At 38.9% G+C, this 15,606-nt stretch carries 22 protein-coding genes and 1 pseudogene; all 23 read left to right on the top strand.

All coding sequences use genetic code 11. The annotated features are described in order from the left end of the window. Positions 1 to 175: 175 nt before the first annotated feature. The 23 genes and pseudogenes from AM231_RS14685 (at position 176) to AM231_RS14575 (ending at position 15,558) form a co-directional block, all read left to right on the top strand. Positions 176 to 847 (top strand): O-methyltransferase, encoded by a 672-nt coding sequence (locus AM231_RS14685; protein WP_054403200.1) that lies wholly within the window; start codon positions 176 to 178, stop codon positions 845 to 847. Positions 848 to 930: 83 nt separating this feature from the next. Continuing rightward, entirely contained in the window at positions 931 to 1,461 is a 531-nt protein-coding gene (locus AM231_RS14680; RefSeq protein ID WP_054403199.1) for a 2'-5' RNA ligase family protein, read from the top strand. Between the two features lie 59 nt (positions 1,462 to 1,520). Beyond that, positions 1,521 to 2,033 (top strand): hypothetical protein, encoded by a 513-nt coding sequence (locus AM231_RS14675; RefSeq protein WP_054403198.1) that lies wholly within the window; start codon positions 1,521 to 1,523, stop codon positions 2,031 to 2,033. A 31-nt stretch (positions 2,034 to 2,064) separates the two neighbouring features. Further along, positions 2,065 to 2,502, top strand: a complete 438-nt coding sequence (locus AM231_RS14670) for a GNAT family N-acetyltransferase (RefSeq protein ID WP_242615156.1) — start codon at positions 2,065 to 2,067, stop codon at positions 2,500 to 2,502. A gap of 54 nt (positions 2,503 to 2,556) precedes the next feature. Beyond that, positions 2,557 to 3,165 (top strand): hypothetical protein, encoded by a 609-nt coding sequence (locus AM231_RS14665; RefSeq protein ID WP_054403197.1) that lies wholly within the window; start codon positions 2,557 to 2,559, stop codon positions 3,163 to 3,165. 23 nt (positions 3,166 to 3,188) lie between these two features. Next, a complete protein-coding gene (locus tag AM231_RS14660) occupies positions 3,189 to 3,803 on the top strand; it encodes an alpha/beta hydrolase (RefSeq protein WP_054403196.1) in 615 nt (204 codons plus the stop codon). Between the two features lie 35 nt (positions 3,804 to 3,838). Continuing rightward, positions 3,839 to 4,051, top strand: coding sequence for an NUDIX hydrolase (locus AM231_RS14655; protein WP_054403195.1), 213 nt, complete (start codon positions 3,839 to 3,841; stop codon positions 4,049 to 4,051). A 135-nt stretch (positions 4,052 to 4,186) separates the two neighbouring features. Next, the gene (locus AM231_RS14650; RefSeq protein WP_054403194.1) at positions 4,187 to 4,981 is read left to right on the top strand and encodes an aminoglycoside phosphotransferase family protein; all 795 of its coding nucleotides are present in this window, start codon (positions 4,187 to 4,189) and stop codon (positions 4,979 to 4,981) included. A 174-nt stretch (positions 4,982 to 5,155) separates the two neighbouring features. After that, positions 5,156 to 5,731: pseudogene (locus AM231_RS14645) on the top strand (GNAT family N-acetyltransferase). 88 nt (positions 5,732 to 5,819) lie between these two features. After that, positions 5,820 to 6,620, top strand: coding sequence for a hypothetical protein (locus AM231_RS14640; RefSeq protein WP_242615209.1), 801 nt, complete (start codon positions 5,820 to 5,822; stop codon positions 6,618 to 6,620). Positions 6,621 to 6,700: 80 nt separating this feature from the next. After that, positions 6,701 to 7,117, top strand: coding sequence for a hypothetical protein (locus AM231_RS14635; protein WP_054403193.1), 417 nt, complete (start codon positions 6,701 to 6,703; stop codon positions 7,115 to 7,117). Between the two features lie 45 nt (positions 7,118 to 7,162). Then, positions 7,163 to 7,762, top strand: coding sequence for a class I SAM-dependent methyltransferase (locus AM231_RS14630; protein WP_054403192.1), 600 nt, complete (start codon positions 7,163 to 7,165; stop codon positions 7,760 to 7,762). A 273-nt stretch (positions 7,763 to 8,035) separates the two neighbouring features. Beyond that, positions 8,036 to 8,683, top strand: coding sequence for a FusB/FusC family EF-G-binding protein (locus AM231_RS14625; protein ID WP_054403191.1), 648 nt, complete (start codon positions 8,036 to 8,038; stop codon positions 8,681 to 8,683). A gap of 169 nt (positions 8,684 to 8,852) precedes the next feature. Beyond that, the gene (locus AM231_RS14620) at positions 8,853 to 9,542 is read left to right on the top strand and encodes a hypothetical protein (protein WP_054403190.1); all 690 of its coding nucleotides are present in this window, start codon (positions 8,853 to 8,855) and stop codon (positions 9,540 to 9,542) included. 3 nt (positions 9,543 to 9,545) lie between these two features. Further along, positions 9,546 to 10,334, top strand: coding sequence for an SDR family oxidoreductase (locus AM231_RS14615; RefSeq protein ID WP_054403189.1), 789 nt, complete (start codon positions 9,546 to 9,548; stop codon positions 10,332 to 10,334). A gap of 160 nt (positions 10,335 to 10,494) precedes the next feature. Continuing rightward, positions 10,495 to 11,022: an RNA polymerase sigma factor gene (locus AM231_RS14610; protein ID WP_054403188.1), complete on the top strand. Its 528-nt coding sequence runs from the start codon at positions 10,495 to 10,497 to the stop codon at positions 11,020 to 11,022. Beyond that, positions 11,019 to 12,212: a hypothetical protein gene (locus AM231_RS14605; RefSeq protein WP_054403187.1), complete on the top strand. Its 1,194-nt coding sequence runs from the start codon at positions 11,019 to 11,021 to the stop codon at positions 12,210 to 12,212. Before AM231_RS14610 ends, AM231_RS14605 begins: the two co-directional genes overlap by 4 nt. Before the next feature lie 145 nt (positions 12,213 to 12,357). Continuing rightward, positions 12,358 to 12,804: a GNAT family N-acetyltransferase gene (locus AM231_RS14600; RefSeq protein WP_054403186.1), complete on the top strand. Its 447-nt coding sequence runs from the start codon at positions 12,358 to 12,360 to the stop codon at positions 12,802 to 12,804. 56 nt (positions 12,805 to 12,860) lie between these two features. After that, positions 12,861 to 13,484: an HAD family hydrolase gene (locus tag AM231_RS14595; RefSeq protein ID WP_054403185.1), complete on the top strand. Its 624-nt coding sequence runs from the start codon at positions 12,861 to 12,863 to the stop codon at positions 13,482 to 13,484. Positions 13,485 to 13,535: 51 nt separating this feature from the next. Next, positions 13,536 to 13,943: a VOC family protein gene (locus AM231_RS14590; RefSeq protein ID WP_054403184.1), complete on the top strand. Its 408-nt coding sequence runs from the start codon at positions 13,536 to 13,538 to the stop codon at positions 13,941 to 13,943. A 69-nt stretch (positions 13,944 to 14,012) separates the two neighbouring features. Further along, complete coding sequence (locus tag AM231_RS14585) at positions 14,013 to 14,516, top strand: GNAT family N-acetyltransferase (RefSeq protein ID WP_423212924.1); 504 nt, start codon at positions 14,013 to 14,015, stop codon at positions 14,514 to 14,516. A 43-nt stretch (positions 14,517 to 14,559) separates the two neighbouring features. Beyond that, positions 14,560 to 15,033 (top strand): GNAT family N-acetyltransferase, encoded by a 474-nt coding sequence (locus AM231_RS14580; RefSeq protein WP_054403182.1) that lies wholly within the window; start codon positions 14,560 to 14,562, stop codon positions 15,031 to 15,033. Between the two features lie 12 nt (positions 15,034 to 15,045). Further along, the gene (locus tag AM231_RS14575; RefSeq protein WP_054403181.1) at positions 15,046 to 15,558 is read left to right on the top strand and encodes a hypothetical protein; all 513 of its coding nucleotides are present in this window, start codon (positions 15,046 to 15,048) and stop codon (positions 15,556 to 15,558) included. The last annotated feature ends 48 nt before the right edge of the window (positions 15,559 to 15,606 follow it).

Raw genomic sequence — 15,606 nt, 5'->3', positions numbered from 1 at the left:
TAGATCCGCTCCTTTAATCTTATCTGCTTATTCTACAAGCCCTTATCTTTATTGTCTAACTAAGTGTAGCCGATCCATTTACACTCATACAGCTTAAGGGATCGATTATTAAAGGTGTTGAATTTAATAAACTAGCTTTCGAAATACATACCGACTCGGGAGTTGTTAGTCAATTTTGTCATCCAATAATATTAATCTTTATAGGAATAACATTGAATATTATTTATTTCATTATAAAAAGGTTGACGAAGGGAGACTAGGATGCGTACAGTTTATCGAAGTAACTCTTACATACCTGAGCTGGTTAAAAAAACAAAAATCACTCGCAAGTGAATATGGATTCACACAGTCATGTACGGATGAGTTTGGTAGATTCCTTTATACGTTAATTGGTCAAGTTAAAGGTAACATTTTAGAAATCGGTACGGGCTTGGGAGTTAGTACCTCTTGGATTGTCTCTTCGATGTCAGCAAACAGCTCTAATCTCATATCAATTGATAATCAGCAAGATTATGTTGGAGCTATTAAACCCCTTTTCACTCAATATAATGTAGAGTTCATTGTCGCAGACTGGAAAGAGATTATCAACAAGGGTCCTTTTGATTTTGTTTTTGCCGATGCTGCCGATGCAAAGAGTACATATGCTCAAGAGCTGTTCAAGTTATTGAAAGTAGGCGGGGTTTTAATCATGGATGATCTTACACCAGAAGAGTATTGGCCAGCTGAGTGGAGAGGAAAGCGAGATGTTGTACGAGATTACTGGTTGAATCATCCTAAACTAGCAGCAACCGAAATATTGTTAACACCACAACAAGCCGTAATTATTGCTTCAAAGTTAGAAGAATAGTACATTTGATCAATGGAGGCAGGTAATATATATAAGAACCTGCTGGTGACAAATAATGGACATTACTTTAGGAGGAATGACAGATGGGGGAGTATGCATTTGCTATTGTTCCATCCTTCGATATTTGCGAAAAGATTATAACGGTAAGGGGAAAATATAAATATGTCAGTAGCTCTGAACCTCACATAACGGTGAAGGCGTCTTGTGGTATTTCAGATGATATGAAGTGGTTACCCGCATGTCGGAATATAATATCTAATTCGGGGATATTTGAAGTAACAGTTGGATTGCCGAACTATTTTGGAAATAAAGATGTATTATACTTGGAAATCATATCAGATGAATTGATAGAGTTACATAAACGTCTAGTTTCTGTTTTTGACGCGGATGAGGAACAAATCAGGAAGTGCTTTGAATTGGAGCATTATAAGCCTCATATTACGATCGCAAGAAAATCAAGGCTGTCAGAAAGTGCGATTGAAGAAATGAGAAAAGATATATCCCCCTACTTCCGCTCAAAGCACGTTTTCTCTGTATCAAGTGTGGGTTTATTTTATCGAGAGGATAATAATGAAAAGTTCAGGAAGAAAATCGATATAGAGATAACAAATTGATCCAGAACATCATGTGCTATAACTGATTGTCAAATGGGTAACCCAAGAAAGGAATAGAAATGAAAAAAATTATTGTAATCTGCTTAGGAGTAATCATACTGTCGAATGGAATTTGGAGTTACATGTATTTTAATAAGCTAAACGTGAACACAGATGTTCACTTATTCACACTGGATGGTACGGGAGAACAATGGGATGTTGTAGGATATAAAATATTAATTTCCCCACACAAAATTCTGAGAGGGGATGCAAAATTAGTATTCAAGGGAGATTCAACCCAAATAGATAAAAGCACATATTATTCGTTTCAATTTAAAGAAAGAATTAATAATAAGGAAGAAGTAGTATATTCAACTGTAGCCAGCTCATACAACGGATCGGTGTCATTATTAAGTAACTTAAATAGTACAGGTGCCATTACAAGTTCATACTCATATGGAGAATTAAATAAGGACAGGACGACCTTTGAGAGCTCAACATTGACCATTACATGGAATGATAACGATGGAGAAATTCACACTGAAACCATAGACCTTGATGTTATTAATGAAATCACTTTAGATGATGAATGACTTTAGTTGTCTAATCAATGGAGGGAATATCTTGCTCGGATCAAATATACATTATCGATGGGCAGCGGACAATGATGCCCAAGCTCTGGTTACACTTAACGATGAATTTAATGGAGCAGGAATCACCGAAGAAGAAGTTATAGAAAATCTCTCTAATCCCAATGAGCTTGTTGCTCTGGCTTTAATCAATGATTACCCAGTAGGATTTGCCTGTGCTCAGCTTTATAGATCCATATGTTATCCTAATCCGTATGCTGAACTTACTGAATTATATATTAGGTATGAGGCACGAAGAAAAGGCATAGCAACAATGTTAGTAAGATTTATTGAAGAAGAACTTATAAGACAAGGTGTGAAGTCGATGAAAGTGCTAACAGGTAAGAAGAATGAAGCAGCAATCAAAACATATGAAAGATTAAGCTATTTTAAGGAAGAGGAACAACTCCTCCAAAAGACATTAATGAGTTAAACTGATATGTAACATTCAAATCTGAGGCTGTAATCCATGCAAAAGGAGAATAACATGGGATCCAGAGTCATGCATTATTGTATTACGGCCCTCCTGGCTAAAGAATTAGAGATTGATGATGATCAATTTTTGTTAGGCGGCATTGCACCTGATGTACATAAACATATGAAAACCCCTAAAACCATATCTCATTTTGTGAGAACAACTAATGAAGGAAAGATTTTTGCAGACTATTTCGGATTCCATCATAAATATCAACATTCTATGAACAAACCATTTTATCTGGGTTACTTCTATCATCTAATGTCTGATGTCATATGGGTAGAAGAAATGTATAACAAGAAAATAAAGGGGTTAACTCAGTCAGAGATAAAAGAAGCGCATTTAAAGTATTATCGGGACTTTTGGAGATTGAATGGAAAACTAATTGATTATTACTCCATTGAATACCGACCGATGGAAGTCACACCAATAGAAGTCGAAGAGATTGATTATAGATACTTGCCGGAATTAATAAAGGATTTAGAAGTTGATTTCGAATTGAAAGATGAAGCGAAAGAACAAGAGCTGGAAATTCTGGAATTTGAAGAAGTTGTTGAAATAATGGATAGAACGGTCAGGGACTGTCTTGCTATTTCTAAGAGGAAAAATGCATTCACCTGAAAACAGGAGAGGATGAAAGGATAATGATAAAGAAAATGGATATTATTACTGTCCCTTCGGTATGGGCGACGGAATTAAAACAAAAACATATCACTGTTCGGGAACAAAATCATAAGTTAGTCGTACTTTTTCCGGGTAAAAATTATCCTTGTGACCTTCCGCTGCTCTATTATGCTGGTAATACGGCAATTCAACATAACTATGATGTATTAAAATTGGAGTACGGTTATCAAGCTGCAAGAACGGACTTAGACATAAATCAATTATCTAATGTCATAGATGAATGCTATGAATCAGTACAAAAGGTAATAAACAATTATGAACAAGTCATTTTTATTAGTAAAAGCTTGGGAACAATTGTTGCGGGCGAAGTACATAGAAGATTCCAATCGCATATTAAACATGTTTTCCTCACCCCTTTGGTGAAAACCATTCCATATATTAATTCATCAGAAGGAACGGTCATCTATGGCTCAAACGATCCGGCATTTACAAAAGAGGATGCAGCGCAAATTGAAAGCAGTCGAAAGGTTGTTGAGATCGCAAGAGCAGATCACGGCTTAGAAACAGGGGATGTGGAAGAGAATCTTAACCATTTAAAAGTTGTTGTAGATATATACAGAGAAGTACTGAAATAAGACAACAGTATGTGTATTTTGGAGAAACGAAGCATATGGACTTTATCTCTTCTGATGAAGGGGAATTATTCTGGATACATAAGAATGAACTGTTGAATTTACATACGTCAAAGCTCATTACATTTTCGATTGAACAATATTTAGAGAATCCAGATCGCGATGATATTCTAGTTGTAACAGTAACGGCTAACCATGAAGCAGAACCACTGATTCGTTGGACAACGATGAAAGAAACAGTGACTTTTTAGTAGGTTCGATTTAGCATTTACTTCATAAAACAACGAGCAACCGCCGGAGATTGCTTAAGATGCTCATAACCCTGAAGACGTAGGCGCTGGCTGGGATTGGTTTGAGAATCATATGTGAGAGAGAGGTGAGGAAACATGTCAGAACACGAGGAAATCCTGTCTGGAGGAAATATTAACGATGTAGTTAAAGTGGGAGAGACGGTTCGGCGTAACGCTGAATCCAATCCTTTTGTACATGAGTTACTTAAACATCTAGAAGAGGTTGGTTTCGCCCATTCACCTAGATTCATTGGAATCGATGAGAAGGGGCGGGAAATCCTCTCTTATCTTGATGGCATCGTGTCAGGGAATGATTATCCAGAGGTTGATAGGTATATGTGGTCAGATGAGGTGCTGGCTGAGCTTGCTAAACTCTTAAGAAGTTATCATGATGCGACCATAGGCTTTACGCCATCCGTGGCATCAATTAATCAGTATCCGGAGTCGTCTCTTCATGAAGTGATTTGCCATAATGACGCTGCATTGTATAACATTGTGTTTAAAAACCAGCGCCCTGTTGGCATCATTGATTTTGACATGGCAGGGCCGGGACCTCGCATATGGGATATTGTTTACACATTGTATACATGTGTTCCGCTTACAGCCTTTTCTCCAGGTGAAGAGGATCGAGTTATTGTAGATTATAACAAAGAGAGTCATGCAACCACTCGTAAAAAACGTATTGAGATATTTTTTAACGCCTACGGGATCGATTTGCCGAGTGACCTTAAGCAGTGGGTCATTTCGCGTATTCAGTTTATGTGTACGACACTGTCAGATCGTGCTGCATCTGGAGAAGCTGCATTTATAAAGCTTGTTGAAGAAGGTCATTTATCTCATTACATGAGAGAGCTTGAATTTCTTGAACAGCATTTTAATGACTGGGTGTAATAAGTGAATTTCAGACATAAAATCATAATGGGGGCTGCGAGATGCAGTCTCCATTGCATATGTGAACACTGTGGTTATATTCAATGGTTTAAGAAAGAAATTAAAAGATATTGATGGGGAAAGAGGAGTACACTTCGCAGAGCAGAAGATGATGAATGTGACAACCGACCTTATATGCAAGGTCCCGAAAGAGAGGTAGCCCGAACAATGCAGGCATTTCCAACACTTAGAACCGAAAGAGTAGTTCTGCGACAATTACGAACACAGGACTCGGAGCATATTTATAATTACTTCTCAACGGATGAAGTTACTAAATATTATGACCTTGATACTTTTACAGACCCCGTCCAAGCAGAAAACCTTATAATTAGCTGGCAAGAAAGATATTACAACCAACAGGGAATAAGATGGGCAATATCCTTTCAAGAGGAAGATCGAATAATTGGCACATGTGGTTTCCATAATTAGTCTAAGAAACACCGAAAGGCTGAAGTTGGATATGAACTATCTCCTGAATATTGGGGGCATGGCATGATGACGGAAGCACTCAATAAAATCATTAGTTATGGAACGGAAGAAATGGGACTAAATCGAATCGGTGCTGTAATTTTTCCTGATAATGCGGCCTCCAGACGGCTTCTTGAGAACACTGGATTTTGTGAAGAAGGAACCCTAAAAGGATACTATTATAAGAATAATAGATTTATAGATGAAGTTATTTTTTCAAAAACGTGCCAAACGGAACAGTGAGACTTAAGAGATCATTAGATGAAAAGAAGTTTTAATTGGTAGGTAGAGATTAAAGTGCATCTTGATCAAGGAGGGATATCTGGTGAAGATGAAGAGAATTACAGCCACTTGTATTGGCCTCGTTATTACTATCTTGTTAGTAGGCTGCCATCATTACAAGACGATATCGAATCAAGCATGGCTTGAAAATATAGACGAAGGTCATACGGTATTTTTATCTGAACCATATTTCCACCAACTTGATAACATATATAGACGAGTGAAATGGGAAAATGAAAAATGGTATGTTTTTGATGGTTCGAGTAAAATTGCAGCCAAAGCCGTCATAACCAAAATGATGAAGGATTTGGAGAGTAATCCTGACGCTTTATTCCATCATAAAAATAATGATCTTTATTTTGAGACCTTTGATCATAACATTAGAAAGCTGAATCGAATTACGGAGGAAATGCATTATTTTAGAAATACATTGAACTCATATAGTGGTGCACCTGAAAGCTTGGACGATATGATCACCTTAGCTTCTGAGCATAAGTGGAAGTTATTCAGTGCGAAATTTCATCGTTATAATTATGATGGAATAAATTCGGCCTACAATGTCAAGTTTATCTCAGCAAATGGTAGATTTGAGGCTGTTTACAATACAGAGACCGCAGCAATCGTCACGGATCCAGTTAATATGGGAACCTACAATTACGCCCCTGGCTCATTAAATCCCATCAAATATTACAAGCATAATCTATATGACTTAATCCCATGGAAAACGTGGGGAAATGTGGATGGAGTATCATATGCGGATATTATAAATCTAGAATCCACACATGGTACAGTCGAACAGAAGACGAATACAAAAAATGTGGAGCAATGGATTGCGAACAAGACGAACTAAAGAATCAACCTGTCGACATAGACAGCAGATAACAACATTCTGTCGCACGAGACTGATCGTAAAATGAATGGAGGGGTACCATGAAGTTGAAATATTCAAAGTTTATATATTACTTGGTTTGGATGATCATAGGTTGGCTCTTATTACGTTATGGAAATGTGATTATGGAGTATTACACGAAGGAAGCACAGAGGAGATTTGATTTAGATGCCGTATTATGGGTATCGGCCTTGGTTCCCTTTATCTATGGATTACATCTCTCTTTATTGGAAGGATTCCCAAAAGCCTTTAAAGTCAAATGGCCTTTACTGTTGCTAGTGTTTCTACCTTGTTTTTTACTGTTTATATATCCAATCTTAGTCATGTATTTTCGTATCGAAAATGTAAAACTCTACATATTTGCTACTACACGTCAGGGGAGCATGTTACTGGGAATCGTTAGTGGATTCACTCTGATAAGATCACTGACAACAACCCATAAAAACTACGAAGGTTAAGAAGCATTCTTGGCTGCTAAAACGCATATAGGAGAAAATCCCGCGATGAAAAACAATACGAATGTTAGGAAGTATAAAGTCTTATCTCCCGTGTATGATCTACTTATGGGAAATCGTATGTTTAGAAATGCCAGAACGAAGGCTTTTTCTCTGGTAGATATAAAACCCAATCAGCAAGTTCTATTGGTAGGGGTAGGCACTGGAGAAGATCTCCCACTGCTGCCTAAACATATTGAGATAGTCGGTATTGATCTTTCGGATGAAATGCTGGAGAAAGCGCGTAAAAAATCTGACCATGCTGTACTCATGCATATGAATGCAGAATCATTAGCGTTTGAGAATGAGAAGTTTGATTTTGTTATTTTAAATCTGATTCTGAGCGTTGTGGAAAATCCCCAAAAAGCGTTACAGGAAGCCGTTAGAGTGCTCTCGCCTACGGGCAGCATCCTGGTATTTGACAAATTTTGGGATGATAATAAAAAACCAGGCATGATGCGTAGAGCTATTAATAAGATCACCTCCGCTATAGGAACCGATATCAATCGAAGTTTTGAAGAGATCATGATGGGAACTTCCTTGAAAATTAAACATCAGGAAAGCTCGGTTTTGAATGGCAATTACAAAATTATTGTGCTGAAAAAGTGAAGGAGCCAAGATATTTACAGCCGGAAGTAAATTGCCCCCTCATGAACTAGCTGATATAATTTTGCTTAGGATATGATGATTGGGGGTTATATCGATGGCAACGCTGAATTGCTCATTAGCTAGGATTTCCTCATGCAAAGCCTGATCTGGGGCGATACTTTGCGTGGGGTGCGATAGAATGAATTCGATCGCCCAAACTTAACATTATCGTTTCTAATAACAGGCTTTGCACCTTATGTTATAAATTTTAATTTATATAAGGGGCTGAAAGCTATGATTACAACATTTATTAGAAACCACCAGTATAACGTAATTAAAAAACAATCCGAATTTCTTCTGAAAACACTGCGAACCGTCGCGGACAGGAAAGTCCTGGAGACCGTTAGATACCGTGCAGGTGTGAATATTATGGAGACATTCTCATCTCTGACCGAAGATCAGAAACTGATGCTGGGAGAGATAGCATCCATCGAGAAGGCCGATGATTTCCAGAGGTATCTTAACACCATGGAACCGTACATGGAGCCTTTCCCGACGATTACGCCGAAACAGATTCAGAAGCTGTTCCCTAAAAATAAGAAATTGAAAATACCGGATCTTTCATCGATTGATTTTCGATATATAACGTATTTAGGCTGGATCGACATCGCAAGTAACAGGCTATTTATCGTATATCCCTATGAAGGACGCTTCATCGGAATCGAGGGAAGATTAATGCCGATCCACAAGAAGGGATACTGTCTATTTTGCAATCGGCATCAAGAACTTGCGTTATTCTCCGTCAAAACCAAGCCGGCCGGTGCTTCGATCGACAATCTCTCTGCCATTAGCCATTACGTATGTCTGGACAGCCAAGGATGCAATCACAGTATTACGGACACAGCATCCCTGGAGAAGTTTATTCTTTCTGTCAGCAAATAAATATATAACTACTAAAAGACTGCTCTTAGGGGCAGTCTTTTTTGTGTGTTCCGGTCGGTAGAAGGTGCTGGACTAATTTATTTGTTAAGGAGGATTATATTCGTCCGCTCTCATTGTTAAAGTATAACACTAGCTCGTAAGGTTGGAATAATGTAGGTGATAAACTATAATGTTAGGAAGCGTGGAGGCCATTGCATCATATAACAATGCATTTATGAAACTGGAGTATGCTGTTGAAGCAGCGTTATATGGAACTTGGGAGAATGCATGGAAAGTGAGGGAAAAGGCTATGAAAATAAGAGATTTAGCCTTTATGGCTGTAAGAATTCTGTCGATCTACCTATTTATTTTGGGGCTTAATCATATTGTGAACATTCTTGAATTTGTTTTACCGACATATATGCAAGTGATTGAGCAGGAGACAACGTACACAGAAGTATTCTTTGTTATTGGGATTCCTACGTTTATTTTGCTGATAAGCAGCGTTGTTTTATGGTTTCTTGCGGATAAGCTCTCAGGATTTATCATACCCAGAAGCTCCAGTGATTCTGAAGGAATATCTCTGCAATCCAAAGAGATAGAGGGGTTTGTACTATCAGTCATAGGACTCATCCTCTTGGTATTATCCCTTACTAGTATTGCCAGAATGATTCTGAATTATATTAACCTGATGGACCAAGGAATTGTTTCCGATAAGCTAGGCTTTATTTATTCCTTAGTTGAACAAGTGATTCGATTTCTGTTAGGTCTTGTTTTATTGTTTAAGGCAGAAGGATTTGCTCTCATGCTGAGAAAAATAAGAAAGCTTGGGTCGAACCATTTAAAGAACGATAGAACAACAAACAAAAATGAGGTGTAATCCATGCACGAGAAACAAGTATCTTCAGATAGAAGAATAGCCATCGTAACAGGTGCTTCCCGCCTTAATGGCATCGGTGCAGCCATCTGTACTACTTTAGCAAGTAAAGGAATTGACGTCTTTTTTACATATTGGACTGCTTACGATCATGAGATGCCTTGGGGAATGGTTTCCAATGAACCACAATTGTTATACAACCATATTTCAGAACAAGGTGTGCGTTGTGAGAAGCTGGAGCTGGATATGACAGATCCTTCAGCATCTGCTAAGTTATTGGATGCAGTGGAAGATACATTAGGAAAGCCATCCATATTAATCAACAATGCGACCTATTCGGTTGATGTAGGATACGATACTTTGACAGCTGATGTACTTGATAAACACTATCAAGTCAATATTCGTGGAACTATGTTAGTAAGTGCAGAGTTTGCAAGAAGATTCAGCCACCCAAGCGGTGGAAGAATTATTAATCTGACTTCTGGTCAGTCACTGGGAGCGATGGCTGGCAATATAGCCTATGCCACGACGAAAGGTGCTATCGATACATTCACTGTAACTTTGGCAGCTGAAGTAGCCTCGAAAGGAATTACAGTCAATGCCGTGAATCCGGGACCAACGGATACAGGATGGATGGATCATCATCTGAAGGATTATCTTCTGACTAAATTCCCAACGGGGAGAATTGGCATGCCTCAGGATGCCGCGCGATTAATATCTTTTCTTGCAAGTGAAGATGCTGAGTGGATAACTGGTCAAATTATTCATTCAGAAGGCGGTTTTCAAAGAGGTTAGCCAATCAGGAATACATAGAACACAAAGGCTCGTTATCTACTGATAGCGAGTCTTCTTCATTCTCAGGGAAGAAAAGTACATGACTTTCCCTCAAGAGATGAACCAATTCGCTAGCCATGACAATATATAGTTGAATGGCCATTCAGGAAGGAGAAGTTACTTGGATATTGATGAGTTAATTGAGCTTGTGCAGCTGCATGGCAAGTCGATCTATGGTTTTTGCTACAAGTTAACAGGGACCAAAGAGGAAACGGACGATTTATATCAAGAAACATTTCTCAAGGCCGTGGAACTTCGACATAAGATGGACGGGGAAAGAAATCCCAAAGCTTTTCTCATAGCGATCGCCGTTCGTCTGCACAAAAATCATCGTCGCAAGCATGCTTGGAGACAAAGAATTGCGCCGACGGTTGTGCTTGATGAAGCGGCGGCAAACAAGCCGGCATCGATCTCGAAGGAAGCGACGCCAGAAGAAGCAGTGCTGTCGCTCGAACTTCGGACCATGATTCAGGATGCTGCACATCATCTGGACGATAAGCTGAAGCTTCCTCTTTATATGTTTTATACAGCGGATATGACCGTGGAGGAGATTGCTTCGGCGCTGAGAATTCCACAGGGAACGGTAAAGAGCAGGCTTTACAAGGCTCGCCAAACAATGAGAAGCATATTGGAGGTTGATTCCCCATGAAGGACATGGACTTTGAACATTTACTCAGGAAATCTTTGGCTTCGGAAGCAGAACCCGAAGACGAGTTGAATCAAATGTTAATAGATCAAATAAAGGAGCGTCGTCAATTGAAGACTAGGTATCGAAAAAGGTTGTCCGTCGGACTTTTAGCTATTGTATTTCTATTAGTGCTGTCTGTATCCGCCTATGCGGCGGTTCAGCATTTCAGTGCCAAGCAGGTCGCTGAGCATTTAAGTGATCAGCTGTTAGCGGAGGCGTTCGAGAGCAAGAATGCGGTTCAGATTAATCAATCGAAAACTTCGGGTGACTATCATTTTACATTGCATGGCCTCGTTTCCGGAGCAGGCCTTAGTGAGTTTAAATTCTCTTCTGAGGAGATATATCCCGACAGAACCTATGCAGTCGTATCCATTACCAGACAGGATGGCAAGCCCATGCCGCCAACAACAGACCCTGAGTATGGAAAAGACTCGTTTTTTATATCGCCCTTGATCAAAGGACAGAAGCCATGGCAGGTTAACATCCTTTCAATGAACGGAGGTTACAGTGAGACTGTGATAGATGGTATCATGTACAGACTCATTGCATGCGATGATGTTGAAATATTTGCCGACCAAGGCGTATATTTAGCGATCAGCAGCGGCTCTTCATTTTATAGCAATGATGCATTTGTTTATGACGAAAATACGGGGGAGATCCAAGCTAGAGAAGACTATCCCGGCGCCTCGCTGTTATTCGATCTCCCATTCGACGTAACAAAAGCAGATCATGAAAAGGCAGAAGCATATTTAAAATCATTGGCAGCACCAACGTCAGCAGAAGAAGATTCTGCAGAAGCAGGGGAAGATGAATGGGTAAACTGGATGGATAATATACGCGCCAAAATACGGGACGGCGAGACAATCGGTGAGACCATTGCCGAATCCGTAAAAGAAGTGACCTATGATGATTCGGGAAAAAATTTGATTTATACTTATGGTGAACGGAGAGCAACGATGTCCTTTGAAGGCATGTTTGAAGATGGGCAAATTGGATTTACGGATCGAGGCATCTCCTTCAGTGGGGACGGCAAAACCTATGAGGCGCTGATATTCCATAGGGACGAACACGGTATAGTTACTGGTAGAATTATTATATTAGATGATCAGTATTTCCCATCAGAAGCAGAACCGGCTAAAGAGAAACGATAATATGATATTAAGAATGTAATGGATTAGAGCTATCGTCCTTCAGTAATTAAGTGTATAATTATGGGAGAAAGCCAGACAGAAACGACCCAGCCTAAGGTGAGAGCCATCAAGGGCTGGGTCGTTTTGTAGATATAGGAGATTAAGCATGGGTCAATTATTACTTAAAGAAGCGAATTTGGACGATGTACATATGCTCACCGAAATGAATCAAGAATTGATCAGAGAAGAGAATAGTGAGAATCCTATGACATACTCTCAGTTATACAATAGAATGTCTGGTTTTTTAGACAATGATTGGAGAGCCGTCTTCTTGATCATCAATGATGAGATTGCCGGGTATGCATTATTTCGTGAAAGAGAGCATGGGTTTGATCCAAACCAAAAAGAAGTCTACATTAGGCAATACCTAATCAGAAAGAGCTACCGTGGAAGAGGATGGGGCAGAACAGGAATACAATTATTAATCTTCAACGTATTCCCTCTGAATGCAACCATACTTATAGATGTATTGGAGAGCAATCCAGTGGGGAGAAAATTCTGGGAGAGTATGGGGTTCAAGCCCTACTATATCAACATGAGACTAAATCGATAGCCTAACCAGTCCTATGGCTGGTTATTGCTACCTTTTTACCGAGGGAGGATAACGAAATGTATTCTACTATAATTTTTGATGTGGATGGAACTTTAATTGATACTGAAATAGCCGTTCTAAGCTCGCTCCAAACCATGCTAAAAGCTGATTATAACCAAGAGTATGCTATGGAGGATCTGCGATTCGTCCTAGGGATCCCAGGAGCTGATGCATTGCACCAATTGGGAATTTCGGATATTGAACATGCCAATGATCGCTGGAATGTTTTCATGAAGGATTACTTTGGATCTATTCACGTATTTCGTGGAATTCATGAATTAGTACAGGAGTTGAACTCCAATAATATTAATCTAGGAATTGTAACCTCAAAAACTAGAGAAGAATTACTCCACGATTTTATCCCTTTTGGATTATCCAAATATTTATCGCATATGGTATGTGCGGATGACACGGTAAGGCATAAACCTCATCCTGAGCCGTTGCAGAAATTTATCGAGATCTCGAATGCTGATCCAAACACAGCTATTTATATTGGAGACACGCGGTATGATTATGAATGTGCGAGGGAAGCGGGAATAGACTTTGGGTTAGCTCTCTGGGGATGTAAGGATCATGAGGGGATCAAGGCCAACTATAGATTTGAGCAACCCAAAGACATCATGAGGTATATCAAGCGATAAACGGATGCGTTTTAACTTGTGTCATATCTATTATATAGAAGGAGACTAGTTATGCCTGATATCTTAAGTCGCATTGACTGTAACTTTATTCCGGTGAAGAATATATCAGAATCCATAGATTGGTATGTAAATAAACTCGGCTGCAAGTTCATGTGGCATGATGGAGGTTATGCTGCATTAAACGTAACGATGAATCAACCCAAAGAAGGACAAGGGAATATTGTTTTAGGCCAAGCGATGATCACGCTGGTTCAAGCTGATGAAATTGTTCCTTTAACATTTTCATTTGATCATCGCAAGCATCCTGTTATTAATTTCTATACAAGCGATATTTATTATACGCATAGCCAATTGAAAGAAAATGGCGTAGAAGTAAGTGAGATCAATGAATACGGGCCTTTAAAAGGTATGGACTTTGTTGATCTGAATGGACATCTATTAGGGGTGTGCAGCTTTTAAAGGATGTGATCCAATTGTGGGACGTGAATTTTAGGGCAATCAGAGTAAAGAAAGGATGACATCAAGTTGATTACGATTGAAACCGCTCCATACCAACAAAAATCAACTTTACGAAATCTCATGGAACTATACCAATACGATTTTAGTGAGTTTGAACCTGATGATGTGAATGAGAATGGATTATATGAATATATGTTTTTGGATCATTATTGGACTGAAGACGGGAGATACCCTTTTTTTATTCGGGTAAACACTAATTTAGCTGGTTTTGCCTTAGTTAGAGAGCTCGGGACCACGGATAATGACGAGACCATCTATTCGATAGCTGAGTTTTTTGTTATGAAGAGATATCGCAAAAACGGAATTGGACAATATATAGCAGTAGAATTATTTAATAGATTCCAGGGCATATGGAAAGTGGCTGTATTAGAATCAAACAAACCAGCTCAGGAATTTTGGAGAAAGATCGTTGAAAGATATACAAATAATCGTTATCAAGTAATCCGAGAAGAAGATTGGGATGGCCCCATTCAAATATTTTCCTCCGCAACCCCGCGAGAAACGAACGCATAATTGCTCGTGATTTCATGAGACATGAATCAAGGTGGTGAGTAAGTTGGAGATTCAAGTTTTTTCGCACGAAAATGCGGACGCAGTTATCCATTTGATGAAAGAGAACAGCTTCCAATTTCCTGATATGGTGATAGAGCGCTATCCGGACAGATGGAGGCAATTTATAGAAACTCCAACATCCCAATCACATTATTATGTTGCTCGCTTGGGGGATAAGATCGTTGGACATGCAGGATACATATGGAATGATGAAGACAGTATATTTGAGATTGTTGGTGTAGTTGTTAGTCTGAACAAGCAAAGACAAGGGATTGGACAGCGATTAATAGAATGGATTTGCCAAGATTTGAAGCTCAAAGGGGAACAGCAAGTCTTCCTGACCACATTAGGGCACGAACGTAATGAAGGAACCGTAGCATTTTATGAACGGTTAGGTTTTGAGAATGTAAAGAACGAGCAGGATTATTTCACAGAGGGATATTCAAGAATTACATTTTGGAAAAAATTAGAGAAATGAAAGGAGAGTTAAATGCTAATTAAAATAAAGGAAGAAGACCTTAAAAAAAATAACCTAAGCTGGTTGTGTATTCAACCGATGTTACTGTCGATCCGAGGAAGGGATCTTAGTGCGAAATCGGAAATGTACAACTTACTAAACGAAGGACAACAGGCTTTGTATTTATTTTACGCATTTCATAATCATAGCAATTCGATATCCGAATTTTACTGGTTCACCACGTACTTCATGGGTGACCTGAAAGCTTGGAATGGTGTAAAAAAAGGTGTGCGTTTTTTCAAGGGAAATGAATTACTAAGTATATTAGAACAGTGGGAACATGTCATTAGCCAGAAGAACAAATTAGCTGACGGTAGTTGGAGAGAAGCTTCACCGTCAGATCTGGACAGAGATACCGAATTATTAGAAATAACGGAGTTTATTTACAAGGAATATCAGGTATTAGCACGAGACTTTATAGAAGATGTGAATGAGTATATTAGAAATAATAAAGAAGATTTCTTCGAAATTGAAGAAACTTCATAAACACCTCCACTTGTGACATATTTCATATAATTTATACTCGGATATGGT

It is taken from the genome of Paenibacillus solani (assembly GCF_001277345.1).
Lineage (GTDB): Bacteria > Bacillota > Bacilli > Paenibacillales > Paenibacillaceae > Paenibacillus_AQ > Paenibacillus_AQ solani.
Note: the sequence above shows the minus strand (reverse complement) of the source record. Positions and strands in the feature narration are given on the sequence as shown.

What these genes read in the sequence shown, in the direction of transcription:
- AM231_RS14620 (WP_054403190.1), top strand. Translation starts at nt 8,853, where the DNA reads ATGTTAGGAAGCGTGGAGGCCATTGCATCATATAACAATGCATTTATG.
- AM231_RS14595 (WP_054403185.1), top strand. Translation starts at nt 12,861, where the DNA reads ATGTATTCTACTATAATTTTTGATGTGGATGGAACTTTAATTGATACT.
- AM231_RS14630 (WP_054403192.1), top strand. Translation starts at nt 7,163, where the DNA reads ATGAAAAACAATACGAATGTTAGGAAGTATAAAGTCTTATCTCCCGTG.
- AM231_RS14635 (WP_054403193.1), top strand. Translation starts at nt 6,701, where the DNA reads ATGAAGTTGAAATATTCAAAGTTTATATATTACTTGGTTTGGATGATC.
- AM231_RS14655 (WP_054403195.1), top strand. Translation starts at nt 3,839, where the DNA reads ATGGACTTTATCTCTTCTGATGAAGGGGAATTATTCTGGATACATAAG.
- AM231_RS14665 (WP_054403197.1), top strand. Translation starts at nt 2,557, where the DNA reads ATGGGATCCAGAGTCATGCATTATTGTATTACGGCCCTCCTGGCTAAA.
- AM231_RS14650 (WP_054403194.1), top strand. Translation starts at nt 4,187, where the DNA reads ATGTCAGAACACGAGGAAATCCTGTCTGGAGGAAATATTAACGATGTA.
- AM231_RS14615 (WP_054403189.1), top strand. Translation starts at nt 9,546, where the DNA reads ATGCACGAGAAACAAGTATCTTCAGATAGAAGAATAGCCATCGTAACA.
- AM231_RS14605 (WP_054403187.1), top strand. Translation starts at nt 11,019, where the DNA reads ATGAAGGACATGGACTTTGAACATTTACTCAGGAAATCTTTGGCTTCG.
- AM231_RS14640 (WP_242615209.1), top strand. Translation starts at nt 5,820, where the DNA reads ATGAAGAGAATTACAGCCACTTGTATTGGCCTCGTTATTACTATCTTG.
- AM231_RS14590 (WP_054403184.1), top strand. Translation starts at nt 13,536, where the DNA reads ATGCCTGATATCTTAAGTCGCATTGACTGTAACTTTATTCCGGTGAAG.
- AM231_RS14660 (WP_054403196.1), top strand. Translation starts at nt 3,189, where the DNA reads ATGATAAAGAAAATGGATATTATTACTGTCCCTTCGGTATGGGCGACG.
- AM231_RS14575 (WP_054403181.1), top strand. Translation starts at nt 15,046, where the DNA reads ATGCTAATTAAAATAAAGGAAGAAGACCTTAAAAAAAATAACCTAAGC.
- AM231_RS14680 (WP_054403199.1), top strand. Translation starts at nt 931, where the DNA reads ATGGGGGAGTATGCATTTGCTATTGTTCCATCCTTCGATATTTGCGAA.
- AM231_RS14625 (WP_054403191.1), top strand. Translation starts at nt 8,036, where the DNA reads ATGATTACAACATTTATTAGAAACCACCAGTATAACGTAATTAAAAAA.
- AM231_RS14600 (WP_054403186.1), top strand. Translation starts at nt 12,358, where the DNA reads ATGGGTCAATTATTACTTAAAGAAGCGAATTTGGACGATGTACATATG.
- AM231_RS14675 (WP_054403198.1), top strand. Translation starts at nt 1,521, where the DNA reads ATGAAAAAAATTATTGTAATCTGCTTAGGAGTAATCATACTGTCGAAT.